This is a genomic window from Vibrio sp. 10N.261.51.A4, from assembly GCF_041471945.1.
Lineage (GTDB): Bacteria > Pseudomonadota > Gammaproteobacteria > Enterobacterales > Vibrionaceae > Vibrio > Vibrio crassostreae_C.
Genome location: NZ_JBFRPJ010000046.1, coordinates 52369 through 69966, shown reverse-complemented (window position 1 = coordinate 69966; position 17598 = coordinate 52369). Strand labels below are relative to the sequence as shown.

Here is a 17598-nt window from a genome sequence, read left to right as displayed (position 1 = left end):
CAACATGTCCACGTGAAACTAAGGAATAGTTATGTCGCAAATTACACAAGATATCGAAATGATTGAAGTTGCAAAAAGCGCTGCTGGTGCTCCATGGGATGCAATTAACCCTGAATCTGCTGCTCGTATGCGAGCTCAAAACAAATTCAAAACAGGTCTGGATATTGCGCAATACACGGCAGATATCATGCGTGCAGACATGGCGGCTTACGACGAAGACAGCTCTCAATACACTCAGTCTCTGGGTTGCTGGCATGGTTTCATCGGCCAACAAAAGCTGATTTCTATTAAGAAGCACTTTGATGGCAAGACTGACCGTCGTTACCTATACCTTTCTGGTTGGATGGTTGCTGCACTTCGCTCTGATTTTGGTCCACTTCCAGACCAATCTATGCATGAGAAAACCTCCGTTGCTGGCCTAGTAGAAGAGCTATACACCTTCCTACGCCAAGCCGATGCTCGTGAACTGGGTGGTTTATTCCGTGAGCTAGACGCTGCGCGTGAAGCAGGCGATGTGAACCTACAAGACCGTATCCAAGACAAAATCGACAACCACGTGACACACGTAGTGCCAATCATTGCCGATATCGATGCTGGTTTCGGTAACGCAGAAGCGACTTACCTAATGGCTAAGCAGATGATTGAAGCGGGTGCTTGTTGTCTACAAATCGAAAACCAAGTAGCCGATGAGAAACAATGTGGTCACCAAGATGGCAAAGTTACAGTTCCACACGCTGACTTCCACGCAAAACTTCGTGCGCTTCGTTACGCTTTCCTTGAGCTAGGCATCGACAACGGCGTTATTGTTGCTCGTACCGATTCTCAAGGTGCTGGCCTAACAAAAGAAATCGCGGTAGTGAAAGAGCCGGGCGATCAAGGTGACATCTACAACTCTTACCTAGATGTTGAAGAGATTGATGTTGCAGATATGGCAGAAGGCGATGTTTGCTTCAACCGTGACGGCAAGCTAGTTCGACCTAAGCGTCTACCTTCAGGTTTATACCAATTCCGCCAAGGTACTGGTGAAGATCGTTGTGTATTTGACTGTATCGAAGCAATCAATGCAGGTGCTGACCTACTTTGGATTGAGACTGAGAAACCACACATCGGTCAAATCAAAGAGATGATGGACGGCGTACGTGAAGTACACCCTAATGCGAAACTGGTTTACAACAACTCTCCATCATTCAACTGGACGCTAAACTTCCGTCAGCAAGCTTACGATGCGATGGTAGCAGAAGGTAAAGATGTTTCAGCTTACGACCGTGCAAGCCTAATGAGCGCGGAATACGATGAAACTGAACTGTCTGCAAGCGCTGACGAGAAGATCCGTACATTCCAAGCAGACGCATCACGTGAAGCGGGTATTTTCCACCACTTGATTACGCTACCGACTTACCACACTGCTGCGCTGTCTACTGACAACCTAGCGAAAGAGTACTTCGGCGACCAAGGCATGTTAGGTTACGTTGCGAATGTTCAGCGTAAAGAAATCCGCCAAGGCATCGCATGTGTTAAACACCAAAACATGTCTGGTTCTGACATGGGTGATGACCACAAAGAGTACTTTGCTGGTGAGAACGCACTAAAAGCTGCAGGTGAAGCGAATACATCGAACCAATTTGATTAATCGCTAACGCTAAAGCCTCCCCCGTCCTTCTCTCTTACTTAGGTAAGATCCGGGGGAAGGCTTTGAGATAAAGCTTGTACTGCCAGCTTTATCTCAAAGCCTCAGATTTGTGTTCCACACCACGGTTAACCGAACAACTTCTGTTTAAGCTAACTGTATACGTATTTGTTCAGATTCCTATTTGTTAAGATTCTTATTTTTTGAGAGTGCCTATGACTTCAATACCTACACACCTACAAGATGCAAAAACACTGTTATCAGAGAATGGTTTCGCGACGGGTGATACTTGGTATCACGGCACATCTTCCGCTTTATTGGCTTCTATTCAAGGCCAAGGTTTAAAACGTTCTGGAGACAAAGCGCTCAACGAAGCAGCTTCAAAAACTATGGCAACCATCGGCAACAACTACACCGAATCGGTTGAGCCAGTGTTTCTCACCCAGAGCAAAGAACTGGCATATTACTGGGCTCAACAAACCGTTCGTGAGCGAGGCGTTCGCTTCGAAGGTGAAGAACAGCCTATCGTATTAGCGGTAAACCTATCTGAAAAGCAACGCACCAAAGTAAGACCGGACGTAGGCGCAATGAGTCTATTGATGATGAGTGTGGGCGAGCAATTCATGTCTCATCTCACTGAAATTTATCAAGCCAACAACATTGCAGGCCCCGACATCGAGCTTCGCACTGCCGATCGCATGGACTACCTCAATAAACTCGGTATGGCCTACATTGATGAAGACATCAGCCGAGCTTGTGTTCAGGAGTTAGCCGAGCCCGAGCTGGCCGACTGAAATCGTTCAGTGAATCAGTCTTCTTAAAAACAAAAATGGCTCCCAATACGGAGCCATTTTTATTTGCTATCAGCCTATCTCACAAGATACAGACGCATCTAGATTATGAGCACAGAAGACCTTTCTGTGCAGGTTGCGTCATTTCGATGTCACCTTGTAGAGAACGGTAAACGATGGTGTTCCACACTTCACCATTATCCATTTCAAACTCAATAGCGTAATTCAAACCCGCGACAACCTGAGTTCGAACACTCAAGATCTGCTTGAGCTCAGCTGAAGTGTTCATTTGGCTAAGAACTGCGTTTAAAGCTTGCTTGGCTTCTGGTGTTATCTCACTTTTCGACCAACCACCCGTCAGGTTTTTAGTGCTGCAGATGGGGTTCGCATTCTCTTGCGGTTGAGTTGGTACCTCTGATTTCTGACTACACCCAGCTAACGCCACGACACTAAACAAGGTTGCTGTTCCAAGTAATGATGTTAATCGTACGTTCTTCATAAATTCTCTCTACCTCAATCATTTACGAGGGATTACTCGCAATAATGTTTCATATGCAGGCAAGCTTAAACCTCGAATGTCATCACTTCATCAGAGATTATGGTGTAACTACTCTATAAACACAGGAGATTGTCAGGAAAACAAGACGAGCACTGGAGCTCTGCTTTTATCCACCTGATATTTAAATCATTAAAATGAATAGCGAGAGAATAAGCGAGTAATAATACAGACATAATTAATCAGATAATTACATGCTTCACACCAAAAACATTCCTATCACGATTAATAAGATGAGCTCATCTTGATGTGGATTATGATATTGGTTCAAAAAATAGATATTTGAAATTATTTTATAAATCCAAAAGTTTATGCTCGACTTAATCATGTCTGATTTTAAAACTGTGATCCAACCCTACAAGTTGTTGATAATAATGTATTTTGTTCATCTTTGAATTCATTCAAATATGGAAAATCTTTATTGTTGAGGGTGAGTGCAAGTAGTAAAATCTCGCCCGATTATGCAACTTACTTCTCACACCATGGACACAAGTAAAGTTACGATTGGCTCTCTCAAAGTAACGTAACTTCAAACACATACCTAAAATCAGTGTCCTATAGATAGTGCAGATCAAATAAAAATAATTATATAAACCTAGGCTAGGTTAAACATGAAATTAACGTCGTCTTTAGGCTCACTGTTGGCTAGCAGTCTGTCTATCGAAATAAAACAGCGAGCGCTGATAGAGCTCGTCATCAACACTTATCAGCCACATGAGCGCACTGAGCTTTTTCAAAACGTGACTGAATATCGTAGAAGCCAGTTAGAATTGCTTTTCCCAGAGCATCAAAACAAAAGCTACTCTGTATTGTTTGAGGTGATGGACTACCGCGATCTGATTCTGCGCTATCCAAATACACTATCTGCAGAAATTGCTCTTCTAGAACAGGCTGTAGGGCAGTGCTATATGCATTGGCTAGATTTCTGGTGTGAGTGTGAAATTGCTGCGATCAAAGCAAAATCTCCATTAAATCCAAGCTCCATTTCTCATGTCGACCTCCCTATCAATGACAGTGCTTATTACGGTGCGATCATCGAACAGATAGAACATGAGCCACTTTTGGTACAAACACCGAGTCACCCACAAGGAATGCCAATCAGCGATGCCATTGCTTTAAGCAATCTTGAGGTGTTCATCAAGGGTGAAAAATGGTTTGAGATGCTGCCTTTATTACACCTTTCTCAGGCAGGTAAGCATTTTATTCTGCTCAAACACCCAGTCGATGAAGCCTTTCCAACACTGGTTTCCTCTGCGCTGATTCAAGACTGGTCTAAGAATGACACTTGGCTAAGTTACGCACCGCCATTTAGCAATGAGCAATGGCAATACTGTTTGCCCAATTACGGCTACGATGAACTCGCAGGGTTACAACTTTTCACACCGCCTACACTGTCAAAATGTTACTCTCTCCCAGAATTTGACCAACAATTCCAGTTACAATTGTCCGACAAAGATGCCCTGTGTGAGGTGTTGCGTCTGACAGTCAGTGGCAATACCCAACAAAAGCTCTATTTCCTCTACCTTGCTCAAAAAGAGTTGATGAGTTTCTTACACCAAATAGGCTATAAGATTGGCTTCACTATTATCGAGCAACCTTTCATGCTTCAGTTTTATCAAACCATTGATTCCAATGCATACTTCCATTCTGGGTATTGCGAATTAAATGATGATGGCACAACCATTTATCGTGGGTTCTGGAATTTCGAGATAATGGTAAAAGCGTTCAATAATGTCGATTCCCGCGGCTACAAACGCGCAGTGCGAGAGAGTAGAAAGTCATTAGAAAAGTTGCGCTCGGCAAAAAAGGATGAACATGTTTGATTTCGGCCTTGAGGCGATCATCTATGCAAAAGCAATCACCCTGCTTGCAACCGTGGCAGTGGTTGTCATGTGGTTGTTCTATTACTGCTACCGCCTGAAACAAAAGAACGAAGTGATCGCGGGGACACACCACGCTCCTTACATCGCGTATTCGATCTGTATTGTTGCATGGATCAGCAGTAACGCTTATTTCCATACCGACTTATTACCGGAACTTGGGGCCTCGGCCGCTGTGTTCGCCGCAAAGTTTGCCAACCTCGCCTCGTTCTTTGCGTTTGCCTTTGCCTATTACTTCTCGTGTAAGCTCGCCGCCGAACAACGCAGTGGTAAGGTTCATGTGTGGCAACAAGCCATTTTCGTCACCCTAACCGTCTACTCCTTCTTTATCAATTTAAGTCCAGGGTTAACCGTTGAACACGTCACCATTGCTGGCCCAAGCCAGTTCGTGATTGAGTTTGGACCGCATACGCCGTACTTCTTCATTGGGATGATTAGCTTTGTAGTGCTAACACTACTCAACCTGGTGGCCATGCGCGCCAACAGCAGCAAGCTAACCTTAGCCAAAACCAACTACATGATCGCAGGCATTTTAGTCTTCATGCTGTCTACTGCGACGATCCACCTAGGCATGACCTACTTCTTGCGTGATTTCTCGCTCACTTGGCTGCCACCAGCTTTGTCGATAAGTGAAATGTTGTTCGTTGGCTATGCCCTGCTGACCTCTCGCTTCTACAGCGTGAAATACCTTGCGTACATGAGCCTAAATGCGCTGTTGGTGTGTGTAATTTTGGTGATACCTTTTGGCGCGATATTTATCCCACTGACAGACGATAACCAATGGCTCATTGCTATCCCGATCTGCGCGGTTATCGGCATCACTTGGCATTTACTCTACAAACGTGTGAGCGACTACGCCTCCTTCTTTATCTACGGAAACAAGAAAACGCCAGTACAACAGATCCTCGCGCTAGAAGAGGATTTCAAGCTATCAATTGATGATGCAATGCGTCGTTTGGGTAGCCTACTGCAAATTCCAGAAGATAAGCTACGTCTAGTCAACAGCAACTACAACGAAACCTTCTACGAAGATTATCTGTCTACTAACAAGTCCGTTTTAGTGTTCGATGAGTTGTCTCAGGAGCTTGATTACACCGCACCAGCCAAGCGCTCAATCAAAGCCCTGTATGACAAAATGAGCTCCAACGATACCGCTTTGGTGATGCCTCTGTTTGGCCAGGGGAAATCGGTCACGCACTTGTTAGTATCGTCACACAAGAGCAACGATCAGATGTTCTCTAACGAAGAGATCTCTGCCCTGCAAACCTTATTAACTCGAGTACAAAGCACTATCGAAGCCGATAGACGCATCCGCCAAAGCCGTGCCCTTGCTAACTCAATCGCTCATGAAATGCGTAACCCGCTGGCTCAAGTGCAGTTGCATTTTGAGGTGTTAAAACAGCACATTGATAATCAAGCTCCAGCGAAACAGATCTTACTTGATATTGAGAACGGCCAAGCTGCGATTCAACGTGGTCGACAGCTGATTGATATAATCCTGCGCGAAGTCAGTGACAGTACGCCTGAACACGGCCCTGTGACCATGACCTCTATCCACAAAGCCGTAGATCAAGCCGTAAGCCACTATGGTTTTGAGAATGAAAAGATCATTGAACGCATTCGTTTACCACAACACGCTGATTTTGTAGCAAAGCTCAATGAAACCTTATTCAACTTCGTCATTTTCAACTTGATACGCAATGCAATCTATTACTTTGATTCTTATCCAGAAAGCCAAATTGAGATCAGCACCAACACCGGACCGTACGAGAACGTTCTAATATTCCGAGATACCGGCCCCGGCATTGACGAAGCCATTACACATAAAATTTTTGATGATTTCTTCTCTTACCAAAAAAGCGGTGGTAGCGGCCTAGGGCTCGGTTATTGCCAACGAGTGATGCGTTCATTTGGCGGCCGAGTTGAGTGCCACTCTAAACTTGGGGAGTTTACTGAGTTCCACCTGTACTTCCCGGTGGTACCCAATGCCCCCAAAGCAGACGCACTTCGTACGCCTTACTTCGATGATTGGAAAGGTAATCAAACTGCAACTGAAAACAAAACCAACGCTGAAGCTAAGCCAGACAACCAAGCGGCAACGCAAAATTCAGAACCAACAAGCACGCTAACCCCAGGGAATCATTTGGCTCCAACCGTACTGATCGTCGATGATAAAGAAGTACAACGCACGCTTGTTCAAATGTACTTGAGTCGACTTGGCGTCAATAGCTTACAAGCCAAAAACGGTGAGAATGCCGTCGAACTGTTCAAAACACACAAGGTCGATTTGATCTTAATGGACGTACAAATGCCGATAATGAATGGTTTTGACGCAAGCCAAATTATCAAGGCACGCTCTCCTCAAACGCCAATCATTGCTTTGTCTGGCGAATCAGGACAACACGAGTTAGATATGATCAGCAAACTGATGGATGGTCGCCTAGAGAAGCCAACCTCTTTGAAGGCACTGCAACACGTACTGAACAACTGGCTAGAGAAAGGCTGTGCCTCGAATGCTTCCAAAGAAACCGAAGATGAAGAGTAGATGCAGGAAAACACGAATCGCAATTTAGCCAGTTGATTACTGTTTGTCTCATTACATTGCTTTAATTATTCATCAAAAAGCCAGCCGAACAAGGCTGGCTCTATCAGAACTAAACGCTCTAATTAATCTAAAAGTGAACGAACATAATCAGCGATTTCTTGGTTTTGGCAATGCTCAAAGAAGCATTGTTGGAAACGCTCGCTGCCAACCGCTGTTTTCACTAGATCTTGGTCGATAGCTCTCAGAGAATCAATAAAGTTATCTTTTACCACCGCCGCTTTCACTTCATTCAAAATTGCTGCATTACGTTGCTGTGGTTCTGCACGTTCTAGTGGATACCCATTACCACGCTCGCCTGTGAACGCTTTTTCAAAGATATAACGAATGTTGAGTTCACCTGCCCAGCCAAAGCCTTTAGCAAAAGCGAGAGCGAGAGCATTGCCGTTGTTGATTTGGTTAAACAAGAAAGCATCTGATGGCTCTAGGCAGTAACCACAAACCACACCCGGGTGCAGGTTCAGTGACATCAAAGCACCTTGCCCTGTTCCACATCCCGTCACAACAAAGTCCACAGCCTTTGAGTTGATCAGAATACTGGCCATGATACCTAAGTGGATATACGTTAAGTGGTGATCATTCTCGTCGGTCATACCTAAGTTGAAAACATCGTGACCAATGCCACCCGCCACTGACTCTAGCTCAGCTGCAACCATGGCATTTTTACCTGCCTGACTGTTTTCCATCATTAAAGCGATTTTCATTTATCTTCTCCTGCAAGATTGCTGCAAACTCAAAATTTAGAATAAAAAACCAACTAGCGTGCTAACCAACCACCGTCAACCGCAATGGTATAGCCATTAATGTAATCCGATGCTGATGATGCTAAGAACACACAAGGACCTGCGATATCTTGCGGTTTACCCCAACGCTCAGCCGGAATACGCTCAAGAATCGCTTGATTGCGCTCAGCATCTTCACGCAGAGCTTGAGTATTGTTCGTTTCCATATAACCGGGTGCTATCGCATTCACATTGATATTGTCGCGCGCCCATTCGTTCGCCATAGCACGTGTCACTCCCATCACAGCGCTTTTTGAAGCCGTATAGGAAGGAACTCGAATGCCACCTTGGAATGAGAGCATCGATGCAATGTTAATGATCTTTCCGCCAGTACCTTGAGCCTTAAACTGCTTTGCAACAGCCTGAGACATAAAGAACACTGTCTTGGTGTTCACGTTCATTACGTCATCCCAATCTTGCTCTGAGAACTCAATAGCATCTTGGCGGCGAATAATTCCTGCATTGTTCACGAGAATGTCGACTTGGCCAAACTCAGCCAAAGTGCGCTCTATAACCCCTGGAATGCACGCTTGATCGAGAAGATCAGCACTCACGTTTAAGAACGAATGGCCTGCTGCACTCATTTTTTCAATAGTCTCTTCAGGTTCTGTTCGGTTAACACCGACAACCATACAACCAGCTTCCGCTAGGCCTAATGCTATGCCTTGCCCAAGACCCGTATTGCAGCCAGTCACTATCGCTACTTTACCTTCCAGACTGAATGACTCTAAGATCATGCTCGCTTCCTCAATTACATTGGATTCATTGCGTATCATTACTACCAACAATTAAATCATACAATAAGATGTAAATGCGAGAGCGACGTTGTAGAATTTCGATCTTGCACCAAAATCAGTCGAACAAGTGAAACGAGCACCACAAACTAAATGAATGGGGGGAAGTGATTTGGAGAACAGAAGCCTATAACCCACCATGAACCATGCTCTCGAAGATCACCCAAACCAGATATTGTAGGGATTTGACAACAATTCATGATTTAAAAGAGTAAAAGGGTTATACATAATAATGTGTTATCTAAATTACTGAAATTATCATGACGCTCAAAGAGATCCTTAAAATTCCCAATGTCCGCTACTTCTTAATGTTTAGAAGCAGCTACTTTGCGCGTTTTTATTACCCAGTATTCACTCTACTCTACTTAGATTACGGGCTAACCCTTTCTCAATTCGCGATGCTCAATGTAGTTTGGGCGGCCACCATTGTGCTTGCTGAAGTACCGTCGGGTGCATTCGCCGATACCTTAGGCCGCAAGAAACTAGTGGTGCTGTCTTCGATCGTGATGTTTGTTGAGATCGCGATGATAGCGCTCGTACCAACCGGAAACCCTGACTTGGTGTTCATAGTCTTTCTGATTAACCGGATTCTCAGTGGCTTAGCGATGGCACTGGCCAGCGGCGCCGACGAGGCATTGGCTTACGACACCTTAAAAGAACAAGGCAATGAAGAGTTGTGGCCTCGAGTGCTGCAAATCCAGCTTCGTGTCGCCTCAACGGTCGGTATCTTTGTCACGCTGATTGGTGCGGCGATGTACGACGTGAACTTTATGACGAACATCTTTCATTTCCTTGGACTAGCCGAACCAGAAAGCACCAAAGATCTGATGCGTATTCCTGTGTTCGCCACCCTATTTGTAGCGATGATCGCTATCTATGCCGCGATTAATATGCGCGAAGAGAAAAAGCTGATGCCAAGCGACCAAACCAAATTGGCAACCACCATCTCAAGTCTTAAATTGACGATCGATGCAGGTAAATGGGTATTCGCTACGCCTTACGTGCTGTTCATCTTGCTCTACTACAGCCTATTCGAACACACCTCACGCATGTTCCTAACCATGAACAGCCAATACTATCTGGCCATTGATATTCCAATTATCTACTTTGGTTTTATTGGTGCGGGTATCAGCTTGCTTAAGATTATATTGGCAGGACAAAGCCGAAGATTAGCAGAGAGTATGGAGGCTAAAACCTTCATTGTGGTTATGGGATTGGCAAGCATGGCGACTTATTACTGGATCAGTTTAGGTTGGTCGATTTACGGAGTCATTCCGGCACTAGTATTAATCTTTATCATCATGACGATGAACATTTTCATCAGCTACCACCTGAATAAAAAAACCGAATCACACAACAGAGCCACCGTTCTTAGTTTCAAAGGTTTGATGTTTAACCTCGGATACGGTCTGATCGGTATCTTGTACGCTTACTACTATAAGTTGGTGTCTCAGGGCTACACCGAACAAGAAATAGAACAGAACCTTGCCTTCTTGGCCTCACTGTCTTCTTTTTTCTATTACTTCACCTTACTGTTCGTTTTGATCAGCGCGCTGTTCTACTTCAAGAACAGAAAAGAAGCGATTTTCTAAACAATCGATTGATGTCGAGTGACAAGTAAATGAAGCCGTTAAGGTTTACAGCGCAAGTTTTAAAGACCGAATATTCTTCAAAACCGAGCGATTCACGCAACTGACTATTGCTTATTAAAAGAACAAGTCGCTTCTTATATTGGTTTTATTTGTTAATATAATCAGCAAATTACATAACACATGGACGCGTCATGTCTTTTAGTTGGATAGCCTTTACTCTCCTTGCTGCCTTTAGCCAATCTTGGCGCAATGCCTTTCAAAGTAAATTAAGTGGCACCATGAGCGTTGCTGGCGTGACGTTAGCGCGATTTATTTGGGCTGGCCCAATCGCCCTTATTTACCTCTGCGCCCTCTATCAATGGCAGCCCGTATCCGCACCGGATTTTTCGGGTGAGTTTGTTTTCTATATTGTTGCTGCCGCCATCATGCAGATCCTCGCGACCGGCTTAATGGTGATGCTGTTCAAGCTAGAAAACTATGCGATAGGCGCAGGATTAGCCAAGTGTGAAGCCCCCGTGTCTGCGGTGCTATCCGTACTGTTTTTTGGTACTGCTTTGACACTAACAGGTTGGGTCGGCGTACTTATTGGTACTTTAGGCGTGCTAATCATGAGTAGTGCTTCTGGCTGGCGAAGCTTGTCCCCGAGAGTGTTCTTGCTAGGTATGGCGTGTAGTACTGCTTTTGCTTTAACATCTCTTTGGGTACGGGAAGCAAGTTTGAGCATAGGGTTGCCCTTCCCTCATAGCGCCGCATGGGTGCTGTTCCTCGTCATTTCCCTTCAGACAGTGATTATCTGTACGTATCTCTTTTTCAGAGAACGCGACACGCTGCGCCTGATATTCAAGAAGTCGAAACTGGTCGTAATGACAAGCCTAGCGAGTGTTATCGGTTCTCTGGGTTGGTTTAGCGCAATGTCACTTCAAGCCGTTCCGTACGTAAAGACGCTTGGGCAAGTCGAAGTGATCTTCATGGTGTTGATATCCTACTTCTGGTTAGGACAAAGCATCGCACGCAAAGACATTCTTGCACTCATCTTACTCTCTATTGCAGCGGTATTGGTGATGTGGCAGTGACGATCTCGTTAATATGACTAGGACAAATTGAAGTCATATTGCGACCGTTTGTTTTCGCTTGATATAACGCTTTGTCGGCTCGAGTAATAAACCCATCCCAATTCTCATGTGGGTGAAGCTGAGCGACACCGAAACTCGACGTCAGAAACATCTCATTCCCTTGTACGGCTGAGATCTCTGAAATAGATAATCGCAGCTTACAAGCAATAGCCTGTGCTTGTAGGAAATTAACATTGGGCAATAAAATCATTATCTCGTCTCCGCCAAAACGAAACGCACTGGCTGTTGGCGATGTTTTGATTGCACTTTGAACCATTTCAGCAAAAGACTTGATCACGAGATCACCCACAATGTGTCCGTGTTGGTCATTGATCGACTTAAAGTTATCAATATCCATCATAATGGCACTAACAGGTGCAGTCCCCGCCTGCTTCATGATAACTGGAACCATCTCATCTAATGCTCTGCGGTTTCCCAGTACCGTTAGAGGATCGCTGTAGGACAGCTCGTGAATAGAACTAAGCAACCTTGCGTTAATCAGCCAAAGCATTGTAAAGCTCATCGACACAATAAGAACGATGCTCACTAAAAAGGCAAGTTGATGAATGAGAGTGGCCGCCATGAAATCCTGGAGCTCAGCGGAAAATAGTGTCACCACAACTCGAAAAACCATAAACCCGCCATATATCGTAAATGACAAGGCCATCATCCGAATACCTAGAGTCAAGTCATCACGCCGGCCCTTTAATACCGCAAAGGCAGTGCAAAGAGTCACAAAAGCCAGATATAAACTAATGAGGATAATTCGAGCCTTTATGGAAGGTTCATAGTACGTGAAGTGAATAAAACCTAGCAAAAGAGCCAACATCATCAGACTGCTGAGGTAGGTGCATTTTAGGGAATATTCTCGAAACAGGCACAAGCTATACAAAGCGAGATGAAAGCCAAGCGCAATGACCATGTTGGCGCCAATAACAGTGATCCAATCAGGGAGTTCCCCTCTTAGGCTCAACATCAACGGCCCACTTCCGATAACAAATATTGAAATGGAAAAAATTGAAAGCCCTTTAATGGACTGTTGGGTAAATTGGAACAGCAACAAGCCAATGCAGTAAATGAAAGAGAACAAAATAATAATAAAATTAAGTGTTCTCATATCCAGCGAAAAACCATCCATGATTTTCTATCTTCCATACGCAACCAAATTTCAACATGGTCAATAATTATGCAAACCACAAAAACATTCACCAAATGAATCTTTTCATTTTATAAAAAAAGGGGGTAGATCACATATGCGGAGATTTTTATCGCATGAGTCCATGATATGGATAGGCATGTAACACTCGCCCCCATAGAGTTTTATCGCATCACTGAATCTACAGGCTTCTGCACTCGTAACTTGGTTGAATGACGACTGTCTGGCATTATGCGCCCAAGAAATCTCTAGGGCTGTTGACCTTAGTTATTATACAGCAAAGAATGAACGAAGGTAGTCAGTGGTAGAAAACAGCCAACAATTAAGTGACCGTTACGACGAACATGGTTACTTTGTTATCAGAAATTATTTCAATGAAGCTCAAATTGCATCGCTTAGAAAAGTCGTGCTGAAATTTCATGAATCATGGAAAGCAGACAACGAAGAATTCTATAAAGAAGAAGCATTTAACTCGTCTTTAATTACGGGAAGCGAGTATTTGCCTGCCGAGGATAGAAGCGTGCTTTTCGACTTCATAAGCTCGAAACAAGTGATGGATGTGGTTGATGCGGTGATTCCGAACAAGCCGGCATTCATGAATACACAGCTGTTCTTCAACCCAGTAAACCCGCAGCAAAAAGACTTCTGGCATCGTGACTGTCAATACGACTACGACATTGATGACCAGATGAAAGTCATCATGGAAACCCAAGTATTGCATCTGCGAGTGCCCCTTTTTGATGAGCCCGGCATGGAACTTATCCCCGGCACGCACAAACGTTGGGATAACGAAGAAGAGTACAATGTTCGCCAAGAAGAAAACGGCAAAGTGAGCAGCGATGACATCTCTGGTGGTAAGCAGATACCGTTAGCCGCAGGTGACTTATTGGTGTTTTCAGCGGATATGATCCACCGAGGCCGATATGGCTTGGATCGTTTGGCTTTGGATATTTTGATCTTCGATTCGGCGGCAGACTATGTCGACTACGTTGATGACGACTGTTTACCGACGCCAGCTATGTTAAGCAATATTAGCGACCCAAGGTTGTTTATGAACACGCTACACTTAAAATCAATGCAGTACTCATAATCCATAAAGGTGCCCAAACTATGACTGACACTAAGCAAAATACCCGAATTAGCCAGTTCCGTTTCGGTCAGCCAAAAGAATCTCTCAAGTTAGAACATGTCGCTTTAGGGGTACTAGACAAAGATAAAGTTCGCGTACAAATTGAAGCGACTAACATCAACCCTAGTGATCTGTTGTCGATTTATGGTGTGGGCCAATACAAACATAGCCATCAGCCGCCGAGAGTACCGGGATTTGAAGCGGTAGGAAGGATTGTAGAATCCAGCAGTGCTAAGTTTATAGTGAATCAACGAGTGCTTGTGGCAACCAGTGGAACATGGCAGAACTATGTCGATGTATCACCAGATGATCTGTTCCAAATTCCTCAACATTTAGACAATGGCTACGCCTGTCAGTTGTACATTAATGCGCTAACCGCATGGGTGCTAACGACAGAAATAGCCAAGCTGACCCAAGAGGATGTGTTGATCATCAACGCGGGCAGTTCAGCCATCGGTAAGATCTTCTCCCAGTTATCAGCATCACTCGGCTTCAACATCATTGTCGTTACATCACAGCAGACACAATACCCTGCCACTTCCTGTTGGGTAATAGATGCGAACGCTGATCTAGTTTCTCAAATTAAGGCATTAGGCTTGCCTATGCCAACCGTTGCCTTTGATGCGATTGGCGGCTCACCCGGAACCGATCTTGTTCACACCCTTGGCAACAACGGGCGCTTTATCAACTATGGGACGCTGTCGTTGGATTTTTACGAGCCACGCTTCTTTGAGTACGCGAAAAGCCAACACATCGATTTCAGCACCTTCTTCTTGCGTTATTGGGAGGAAGCAGAAGGTAAAGATGTTCGCCGTGATAAGTTCACGACCATGCTAGATCACTTCATCACAAACGACATTCAGCTCGACGTTGACCGCTATCTACCATTCGATGAAGTGCAAACCGCGATTGATCTCATTGAATCGAAAACCACACGCCTAGAGGGCAAGATCATCTTACTGCCACAGTAAGTGAGAGTTGGACGATATATACCTTGTTTATTTCAACAGGCAAGACGTTCAACAGCTTACAAGCGTGCTTGTTAATACACCATCGCTTAGGAAGTTTGATTAAAGAAATCGAAGATTGAAAAGATAGCGAAGAGTTGTGGTGCATTTCTCCATAACTTAAGTGGTTACGAGATGGTCATGAATCACATTTATTTGAAACATCAATTAGTTATATCAGTAGAAATATGATACTGATCACCCATAAGATAACCTCGATTCTATATGGTAGCGTCATACTTAAAACCACGATGTGAACATACTTATGAAAAGACACATACTATCAAGCGCCATCCTACTCTCTCTAGCCTTTCCCACCTTTGCAGCTGATGGCGATATACACGATGTCACGATACTGGGTACTTCAGATATCCACGGTCATTTTATGGCGTGGGATTACGCGGCAGATAAACTCAACACTCGTGGTAGCTTGAGCCAAATCGCGACCAAAGTTGGTGAGATCCGCAAAGAGCAATCTAACATTATCCTTGTCGACGCTGGCGATACCATCCAAGGCAACTTCGTAGAAACCTTCAAAGACGAGCCCGTTGATCCAATGATGCTTGGCTTTAATCACATGAAATACGATGTGTGGGTTTTAGGTAACCACGAATTCGACTTTGGCCTCAAAACCCTCAACAGGGCCGTTACCCAATTTAAAGGGCAGTCTCTCGGTGGCAACATCAAGAACAAAAACGGAAACCCATTCCTGCCTGGTTACACCTTCCTAGAACGCGGTAGCATTAAGATCGGCGTGATCGGAATGGATACCCCAATGACGGAGGTCTTTGCGCAAGGTACCAACCGTTTAGAAGGCGTCACTTTCACTAATCCAACCTTGGAAGCGAAGAAAATCGTCAAAGAGATTGATGATAAAGTGGATGCCATCATATTGGTTGCCCATATGGGAATTGAGAACGAGAATGACATTGCCGACACCGGTGTCACCGACATTGCCAATGCAAACCCAGAGCTTGATGCCATCGTCGCTGGCCACATGCACACTCGCATCGAGAAAGCCGTTGTAAATGGCGTTATTATTACTGAACCCGACAGATATGGCCGCGCCCTATCTCGTATCGATCTTCAATTTGAAGAGCGCGATGGCACATTCACTCTCGTCAACAAAGACAGCTTCACCTATAAAATTAAAGGTATCGACTCTGATGAGAATATGGACGAGTTATACCAGCCTTACCACAAACAACTCCGAGAAATGGCGAACAGACCTGTCGCTCAACTTACCGGCGTTGATTTAGTCCCAGAAAACGAAATCCGCGGTATCCCTCAAGTCCATGTTCAAGACACAGGCATCAGTGCGCTATTCCAAGAAGCGAGCTTCTTCTATGCACCCAAAGCCAATGTCATTGCACTTCAAATAGACAACGACAATGCAGAGCTCGATGTTGGCCCAATCAAAGCCAAAGACATCGCGTACAACTACCAATACGCAGGTGGCGAAATCACTGTCTATCAGATGACAGGCAAAGAGTTAAGAACCTACATGGAATGGTCTGCAGGCTACTTCAACTCAGTACAACCTGGCGATGTGACCTACAGCTTTAACCCTGAACGTAGAGCTTCAAAATATTCGACCAATGACTTCTTCGCGGGCGTGACTTATACCATCGACCTCACTCAACCTGCAGGTACCCGCATCACCAACCTCGCGTTTGCTGATGGCACACCGGTTACTGATCAAACAGAGATCCGTATTGGTATGAATAGCTATCGAATGGGTCATCTAACCAAGAAAGGCGGCGTGCTAGAAGGTGAATCATTCCCTGTACTCTTTGATACGGAAGCAGAGTATGGAGAAGAAGCAGGCACGATTCGTAACATGACTATCAAGTATCTTAAAGAAGAAAAGAACGGCCAGTATGAGGGTAAGCCTCAACAACGATGGGCACTTTCTGGTTTAGAGAGTCGTTACAATGAACAGCGTGAGATCGTAAAATCATTGATTAATGATAAAACCATATCAATCCCAACCAGTGACGATGGCCGCTACACAAACATCGCTTCTATCAACGTAAAAGAACTGATGTTCAAATCTGACGAAGCCAAACAAGCAGCCATAACCACACGCGAAAAGAAACTGGCGCAGGCGACTGAGCAAGAGAGTAAGCAAATCAAACGCGAAATCACTCTGATTGAAGCGCTCAATTAACCCCTGACCTCAACCAATAACGACTTAACAACGCTTGGAGCGTGGTTAGGTCGTTGATTACGGAAAGTTGAGTACGATCCATATTAAGTGACGTTGAAAAATAGAAGTAAAAGCAGACTCTTTGACACACTCATTACTATTGTAAGCAAGTACTTTGCAACTTGAAGGCTACACCGCCTCCCCCCCTTTTAGTAAAACCTAATAAATCAGATAGTTATCCACAGGTAGCCCCATTTCTTTATCTTGCCTTCCACCACATGCATGTTGATAATACGAAGAATCTCTCACATAAGGCGAGAGCTTCTTTATAGGTAATAATATGAATAACCCTGAATTGGTTTTCGCTATCGCTGCTTTGTTAGGTGCCTTAGCAAAATTAATCCTCGCAATAAAGTCCAAG

The 17598-nt window shown here is 44.5% G+C and carries 13 protein-coding genes; 9 read left to right on the top strand and 4 right to left on the bottom strand.

Annotation, left to right across the window (positions count from 1 at the left end):
• The first annotated feature begins 31 nt into the window (after window positions 1–31).
• Together AB4384_RS10550 and AB4384_RS10545 are read left to right on the top strand one after the other, a co-directional pair.
• Window positions 32–1630 carry an isocitrate lyase gene (locus tag AB4384_RS10550; protein ID WP_372129463.1) on the top strand — a complete coding sequence of 533 codons (1599 nt, stop codon included), beginning with the start codon at window positions 32–34 and terminating at the stop codon, window positions 1628–1630.
• A 212-nt stretch (window positions 1631–1842) separates the two neighbouring features.
• A complete protein-coding gene (locus AB4384_RS10545) occupies window positions 1843–2421 on the top strand; it encodes a hypothetical protein (RefSeq protein WP_017059982.1) in 579 nt (192 codons plus the stop codon).
• A 103-nt stretch (window positions 2422–2524) separates the two neighbouring features.
• Here the strand turns inward: AB4384_RS10545 and AB4384_RS10540 are convergent, their stop codons facing one another.
• Window positions 2525–2917 (bottom strand): cystatin domain-containing protein, encoded by a 393-nt coding sequence (locus AB4384_RS10540; protein ID WP_017064277.1) that lies wholly within the window; start codon window positions 2915–2917, stop codon window positions 2525–2527.
• A gap of 668 nt (window positions 2918–3585) precedes the next feature.
• Between AB4384_RS10540 and AB4384_RS10535 the strand changes: the two genes are divergently transcribed.
• Together AB4384_RS10535 and AB4384_RS10530 are read left to right on the top strand one after the other, a co-directional pair.
• Entirely contained in the window at window positions 3586–4797 is a 1212-nt protein-coding gene (locus AB4384_RS10535) for an acyl-homoserine-lactone synthase (protein WP_372129461.1), read from the top strand.
• Window positions 4790–7399 carry a response regulator gene (locus tag AB4384_RS10530; protein WP_372129459.1) on the top strand — a complete coding sequence of 870 codons (2610 nt, stop codon included), beginning with the start codon at window positions 4790–4792 and terminating at the stop codon, window positions 7397–7399. Before AB4384_RS10535 ends, AB4384_RS10530 begins: the two co-directional genes overlap by 8 nt.
• A 122-nt stretch (window positions 7400–7521) precedes the next feature.
• On the opposite strand, the gene AB4384_RS10525 is transcribed toward AB4384_RS10530, so the two are convergent.
• Together AB4384_RS10525 and kduD are read right to left on the bottom strand one after the other, a co-directional pair.
• A complete protein-coding gene (locus AB4384_RS10525) occupies window positions 7522–8160 on the bottom strand; it encodes an RpiB/LacA/LacB family sugar-phosphate isomerase (RefSeq protein ID WP_017059986.1) in 639 nt (212 codons plus the stop codon).
• A gap of 53 nt (window positions 8161–8213) precedes the next feature.
• Complete coding sequence (gene kduD / locus AB4384_RS10520) at window positions 8214–8975, bottom strand: 2-dehydro-3-deoxy-D-gluconate 5-dehydrogenase KduD (RefSeq protein ID WP_017059987.1); 762 nt, start codon at window positions 8973–8975, stop codon at window positions 8214–8216.
• A gap of 317 nt (window positions 8976–9292) precedes the next feature.
• Here kduD and AB4384_RS10515 point away from each other — a divergent pair, with 317 nt between their 5' ends.
• Together AB4384_RS10515 and AB4384_RS10510 are read left to right on the top strand one after the other, a co-directional pair.
• Window positions 9293–10624 carry an MFS transporter gene (locus tag AB4384_RS10515; RefSeq protein WP_372129456.1) on the top strand — a complete coding sequence of 444 codons (1332 nt, stop codon included), beginning with the start codon at window positions 9293–9295 and terminating at the stop codon, window positions 10622–10624.
• 191 nt (window positions 10625–10815) lie between these two features.
• Window positions 10816–11697 carry a multidrug transporter gene (locus tag AB4384_RS10510; protein WP_372051486.1) on the top strand — a complete coding sequence of 294 codons (882 nt, stop codon included), beginning with the start codon at window positions 10816–10818 and terminating at the stop codon, window positions 11695–11697.
• On the opposite strand, the gene AB4384_RS10505 is transcribed toward AB4384_RS10510, so the two are convergent.
• Complete coding sequence (locus tag AB4384_RS10505; protein WP_372129454.1) at window positions 11666–12874, bottom strand: GGDEF domain-containing protein; 1209 nt, start codon at window positions 12872–12874, stop codon at window positions 11666–11668. The genes AB4384_RS10510 and AB4384_RS10505 overlap by 32 nt on opposite strands.
• Window positions 12875–13193: 319 nt before the next feature.
• Here AB4384_RS10505 and AB4384_RS10500 point away from each other — a divergent pair, with 319 nt between their 5' ends.
• The 3 genes from AB4384_RS10500 to AB4384_RS10490 all read left to right on the top strand — a co-directional run bounded on the left by AB4384_RS10500 (window position 13194) and on the right by AB4384_RS10490 (window position 17198).
• On the top strand, window positions 13194–13982 hold the full coding sequence (locus tag AB4384_RS10500; protein ID WP_372129452.1) for a phytanoyl-CoA dioxygenase family protein: 789 nt from the start codon (window positions 13194–13196) through the stop codon (window positions 13980–13982).
• A gap of 20 nt (window positions 13983–14002) precedes the next feature.
• Window positions 14003–14992, top strand: coding sequence for a zinc-dependent alcohol dehydrogenase family protein (locus AB4384_RS10495; protein ID WP_372129450.1), 990 nt, complete (start codon window positions 14003–14005; stop codon window positions 14990–14992).
• Window positions 14993–15293: 301 nt separating this feature from the next.
• Window positions 15294–17198, top strand: a complete 1905-nt coding sequence (locus AB4384_RS10490; protein WP_372129448.1) for a bifunctional UDP-sugar hydrolase/5'-nucleotidase — start codon at window positions 15294–15296, stop codon at window positions 17196–17198.
• Window positions 17199–17598: the final 400 nt, after the last annotated feature.